Source organism: Hydrogenophaga sp., assembly GCF_026125825.1.
GTDB lineage: Bacteria > Pseudomonadota > Gammaproteobacteria > Burkholderiales > Burkholderiaceae_C > Hydrogenophaga.
In genome coordinates this window covers 1-4,432 of sequence record NZ_JAHCKK010000173.1, presented here as the reverse complement: position 1 = coordinate 4,432, position 4,432 = coordinate 1, and the positions used below count along the sequence as shown (strand labels likewise).

The 4,432-nt window shown below is 67.3% G+C and carries 9 protein-coding genes; all 9 read left to right on the top strand.

Annotation, left to right across the window (positions count from 1 at the left end):
* On the top strand, positions 1–286 hold a 286-nt coding region (locus KIT86_RS24400), incomplete at its 5' end, for a major capsid protein (RefSeq protein WP_297403226.1).
* On the top strand, positions 286–588 hold the full coding sequence (locus tag KIT86_RS24395) for a hypothetical protein (RefSeq protein WP_297403224.1): 303 nt from the start codon (positions 286–288) through the stop codon (positions 586–588). The genes KIT86_RS24400 and KIT86_RS24395, both read left to right, overlap by 1 nt.
* A 3-nt stretch (positions 589–591) precedes the next feature.
* A complete protein-coding gene (locus KIT86_RS24390) occupies positions 592–1,038 on the top strand; it encodes a hypothetical protein (protein WP_297403222.1) in 447 nt (148 codons plus the stop codon).
* A gap of 5 nt (positions 1,039–1,043) precedes the next feature.
* Positions 1,044–1,262, top strand: a complete 219-nt coding sequence (locus KIT86_RS24385; RefSeq protein ID WP_297403219.1) for a hypothetical protein — start codon at positions 1,044–1,046, stop codon at positions 1,260–1,262.
* Positions 1,259–2,011: a hypothetical protein gene (locus tag KIT86_RS24380; protein WP_297403218.1), complete on the top strand. Its 753-nt coding sequence runs from the start codon at positions 1,259–1,261 to the stop codon at positions 2,009–2,011. The genes KIT86_RS24385 and KIT86_RS24380 overlap by 4 nt, the downstream gene beginning before the upstream one ends.
* 11 nt (positions 2,012–2,022) lie before the next feature.
* Positions 2,023–2,421, top strand: coding sequence for a hypothetical protein (locus KIT86_RS24375; RefSeq protein ID WP_297403216.1), 399 nt, complete (start codon positions 2,023–2,025; stop codon positions 2,419–2,421).
* On the top strand, positions 2,418–2,627 hold the full coding sequence (locus KIT86_RS24370; RefSeq protein ID WP_041838904.1) for a hypothetical protein: 210 nt from the start codon (positions 2,418–2,420) through the stop codon (positions 2,625–2,627). Before KIT86_RS24375 ends, KIT86_RS24370 begins: the two co-directional genes overlap by 4 nt.
* Positions 2,602–3,246, top strand: coding sequence for a DUF6441 family protein (locus tag KIT86_RS24365; RefSeq protein WP_297403213.1), 645 nt, complete (start codon positions 2,602–2,604; stop codon positions 3,244–3,246). Before KIT86_RS24370 ends, KIT86_RS24365 begins: the two co-directional genes overlap by 26 nt.
* 1 nt (position 3,247) lies before the next feature.
* Positions 3,248–4,432, top strand: a 1,185-nt coding sequence (locus tag KIT86_RS24360) for a tape measure protein (protein ID WP_297403212.1), incomplete at its 3' end; no start/stop codon positions are given.

Here is a 4,432-nt window from a genome sequence, read left to right as displayed (position 1 = left end):
CATCACCTTCGAGGAGTACCGGGGCCAGGCCACCGATGCCAGCGGCACCGCGCGCCGCTTCATCGCCGCCGGTGAGGCCCACGCTTTCCCGCTGGGCACCATCGACACCTTCGGCACCTACTTCGCGCCGGCGGACTTCAACGAGACCGTCAACACGGTGGGCCAACCGCTGTACGCCAAGCAGGAGCCGCGCAAGTTCGACCGGGGCACCGACCTTCACACGCAGTCCAACCCGCTGCCGATGTGCCATCGCCCCGGCGTGTTGGTCAAGCTGACGGTGGCGTGATGGGCATCGTGGAACAGATCTACGCCTCAGCGGGCAACGCCGGGCTGCTCAGGGAGTGCCGCTGGCAACCGTCGGATGGCAGTCCCGCCCAGCAGCATCCAGTGGGCTTCGCCGCGCCCGACGACACCGTGTTCGATGGGCTGGCCTCGACCACCGACCACCAGATGTCGTATCCGGCGTCGGTGTTTATGGGTCTGGCCCCGCGCGACACGGTGGAGATCGGCAGCGTGATCTATCAGGTGCGCGACATCCGGGCCGTGGGCGATGGCTCGGAGATGCGCGCCAAGCTCACAAGGCTCTGACCCGTGTCCGGCAACTCGATCCGCGAACAGATTCTGCTCGCGGTGATGGCGGCCGTCCGCACGCCGGTGGAATCGCTCGGGGCCACGCTGCACCGCTCGCCCACGGTGGCCATCAGCCGGGAGCAGTGCCCGGCGCTGGTGGTGTTCCCCGAATCCGAATCCATCACCGAACGCGCCAACGACCGCGTCACGCGTGAACTGATCGTGCGCCTCGTCGCGCTGGCCCGCACGGTGCCGCCCGCGATTCCGGAGACAGAAGCCGACCGGCTGCTGACCGCCGCCCACGCCGCGCTGCTGGCCGACCGGAATCTGGGTGGCTTGTGCCTTGGCATCCGCGAGCAGGAATGCGAATGGGACGTCGAGGACGCCGACGCGGTGGCCGTCGCTATTCCCGCGCGCTACGCGATCACCTACCGGACGCTCGACACCGATCTTTCAACCAAGGGATGACACCCATGACTTCCATCGTTCTGACTCACCCGCATACCCACGCGGGCCAAGCCCACAAGGCGGGCGAACGGCTCGATGTGGATGGCAGCACCGCCGACTGGCTCATCGCCAACGGCATCGCCCGCCACGACCGCCAGCCCGCACCCGTGCCGCAGCCGGAAGGCGACAGCGCTCCCATCGAAGCCAAACCCACTCCCACCCAACGCAAGGAATCCAAATCATGAGCACCTACGCCAGTTTTCAGGGCCGCGTCTTCCTCGGCAAGCGCGATATCGACGGCCTGCCCATCGAAGTGCGTTCGCCCGGCAACGTCGCCGAGCTGAAGCTCTCGCTCAAGACCGATGTGCTGGAGCACTACGAGAGCCAAACCGGCCAACGGTCTCTGGATCACCGGATGGTCAGGCAGAAATCGGCCACCGTGAACCTCACCATCGAGGAGTTCACCAAGGAAAACCTCGCCCTGGCGCTGTACGGCAACCACGTCACCGGCAGCGCCGGCACGGTGACCGCCGAACCCATCGGCGGCGCGGCTCCGGTGGTCGGCGACCGCTACTTCCTCGCGCATCCCAAGGTGTCGGCACTGGTGGTGACCGATTCGGCAGGCACGCCCGCGACGCTGACCGCAGGCACGCACTACACCGCCGACACCGACTTCGGTGCCCTCCAGTTTCTGGATACCACCGGCTTCACCGCGCCGTTCAAGGCGGCCTACAGCTACGGCGTCGCCACCGAGATCGGCATCTTCACGCAGGCGCTGCCCGAGCGGTTCCTGCGCCTGGAAGGCGTCAACACCGCACAGGGCAATGCCAAGGTGCTGGTGGAGCTGTACCGCGTCGCCTTCGATCCGCTGAAGGAAATCTCTTTCATCTCGGACGAGTACAACAAGTTCGAGCTGGAAGGCTCGCTCCTGGCCGACACCACCAAACCCTATGACGCGGTGCTCGGCCAGTTCGGCCGCATCGTGCAACTGTGATGGGGGCTGCCATGAGCGATCTGGAAACCCTCATCCCGCAGGCGGTGGAACTGGTCATCGACGGCGAGCCGCTGGCCATCAAGCCGCTCAAGGTCGGCCAGATGCCCGCCTTCCTGCGCGCCATCACGCCGGTGATGCAGCAGATCGGCGGCGATGGCATGGACTGGCTGGCGCTGTTCGGCGAGCGCGGCGACGACCTGCTGACGGCAGTGTCGATTGCCGTCGGCAAACCGCGCGCGTGGGTCGATGAGCTGGCCGCCGACGAGGCCATCCTGCTGGCGGCCAAGGTGATCGAGGTCAACGCCGATTTTTTTACCCGGACGGTGATGCCCCGGCTCGACGGGCTGATCGCGCGGACGGGCGCGACGGCATCAATGGCCACGGGTGGTTCGACACCGTCCAGCACCTGATCGCCCACGGCCACCGGTTGCCGGACATCCTCGACTACACCCTGGCGCAGGTGCGCGGCTTCGCCGCCGCCACCGCGCGGGAGGACGCCGCACGCGACGCACGGCTGCTCTCGCTGATCGCCATCGGCGCGCGCGGCGACGCCCGTCACCTCGACCAGACCCTCGACAGGCTCCAAGACCATGCGCATCTCGGTTCGCATCGATAGCAAGGCCGCGCAGGCGCAATTGCGCCGCTGGGGCGGCGAGTTCCGCGAGAAGGTGCAGAAGGCGGTCGCGCGCGGCATCGCCAGTGAAGCCACCGAACTCAAGCAGGACGTGCGCAGCCACGTCGCGGGCCAGATGGCGGTGGTCAAGAAGTCCTTCGTCAAGGGCTTCACCGCCAAGGTGCTGGACAAGGATCGGAGTCGGCTGCCCGCGCTCTACGTCGGCTCGCGCATCCCGTGGTCAGGCATCCACGAGCGTGGCGGCGTCATTGGGGGCCGGATGCTGATCCCGCTGCACGGACGTGTCGGCCGCAAACGCTTCAAGGCGCAGATCGCCGAGCTGATGCGCGGCGGCAACGCCTATTTCATCAAGAACGCCAAGGGGAACATCGTGCTGATGGCCGAGAACATCAAGGAACACGACCGGCCACTGTCGGGCTTCAAGCGCCGCTACCGCAAGGCCGAGGGCGTCAAGCGCCTCAAGCGCGGCGCGGACGTGCCCATCGCCGTGCTGGTGCCCAAGGTCGTGCTCAAGAAGCGCCTGAACGTCGAACGCATCGTCGCCGCTCGCATCCCGCGCCTCTCCGCGCGCATCGAGAAGCAGTTGCGGCTGGTGGACTGAAATGGCGAACCGCATTTCCATCCTCGTCGCGCTCGAAGGGGCCGACGAGGGGCTCAAACGCGCCATCACCTCGGCCGAACGCAGCCTCGGCGGGTTCGGCTCCAGCGCCAAGACCGCAGGCGACAAGGCCGCCGCCGGGATGGCCGAGGTCAAGGCCGGAATGAACGCCTTCGGCGATCAGGTCGCCAAGGCCAAGACGCAGTTGCTGGCCTTCCTCACCCTCAACTGGACGGCGGGCAAGGTGCAGGAGATCGTCCAGATCGCCGACGCCTGGAACATGATGTCCGCGCGCCTCAAGCTCGCCACCGCAGGCCAGCGCGAATACGCGGTCGCGCAGAAGGAGCTGTTCGCCATCGCGCAGCGCATCGGCGTGCCGATCCAGGAGACGGCCACCCTCTACGGCAAGCTCCAGCAGGCCGTGCGGATGCTGGGCGGCGAGCAGAAGGACGCGCTCTCGCTCACCGAGAGCATCTCGCAGGCGCTGCGCCTGTCGGGCGCATCGGCCACCGAGGCGCAGTCGTCCCTGCTGCAGTTCGGGCAGGCCTTGGCCTCGGGCGTGCTGCGTGGCGAGGAATTCAACTCCGTCGTCGAGAACAGCCCGCGTCTGGCCAAGGCGCTCGCCGATGGCCTGAACGTGCCCATCGGACGGCTGCGCAAGCTCGCCGAAGAAGGGCGGCTCACCGCCGACGTGGTGGTCAACGCGCTGATGAGCCAGAAGGACAAGCTGGCCAGCGAGTACGCGCAACTGCCGATGACCGTCAGCCAGGCCTTCACGCGCCTGTCGAACGCCTTCGGCCAGTGGATCAGCAAGCTCGACGAATCGACCGGCTTCACCAAGAAGCTCGCCGAGGCGCTGACGTGGCTGTCGGAGAACCTGGACACGGTGATGAAGTGGCTGGGGCGCATCGCCGAGGTCGGCCTCGCGGTGCTGGTCTACCGCCTGATTCCGGCGCTGATCATCGCGTGGCAGACGGCGGGCGCGGCAGCAGTGACGGCGGCCAGCACCACGGCGGCGGCGTGGGCGATGGCGAACCTGTCCCTGTCGAATGCCATCGCCACGGTCGGCAAGCTGCGCGTGGCCTTCGGCGTGCTCGGCGCGGCCATCATCGGCTGGGAGATCGGCACGTGGCTGTCGGAGAAGTTCGAGATCGTCCGCAAGGCGGGCATCTTCATGGTCGAGGTGCTG

Excerpts from the sequence above, each read along its gene's own strand:
- KIT86_RS24365 (WP_297403213.1), top strand. The coding sequence starts at position 2,602 with ATGCGCATCTCGGTTCGCATCGATAGCAAGGCCGCGCAGGCGCAATTG.
- KIT86_RS24375 (WP_297403216.1), top strand. The coding sequence starts at position 2,023 with ATGAGCGATCTGGAAACCCTCATCCCGCAGGCGGTGGAACTGGTCATC.
- KIT86_RS24395 (WP_297403224.1), top strand. The coding sequence starts at position 286 with ATGGGCATCGTGGAACAGATCTACGCCTCAGCGGGCAACGCCGGGCTG.
- KIT86_RS24385 (WP_297403219.1), top strand. The coding sequence starts at position 1,044 with ATGACTTCCATCGTTCTGACTCACCCGCATACCCACGCGGGCCAAGCC.
- KIT86_RS24380 (WP_297403218.1), top strand. The coding sequence starts at position 1,259 with ATGAGCACCTACGCCAGTTTTCAGGGCCGCGTCTTCCTCGGCAAGCGC.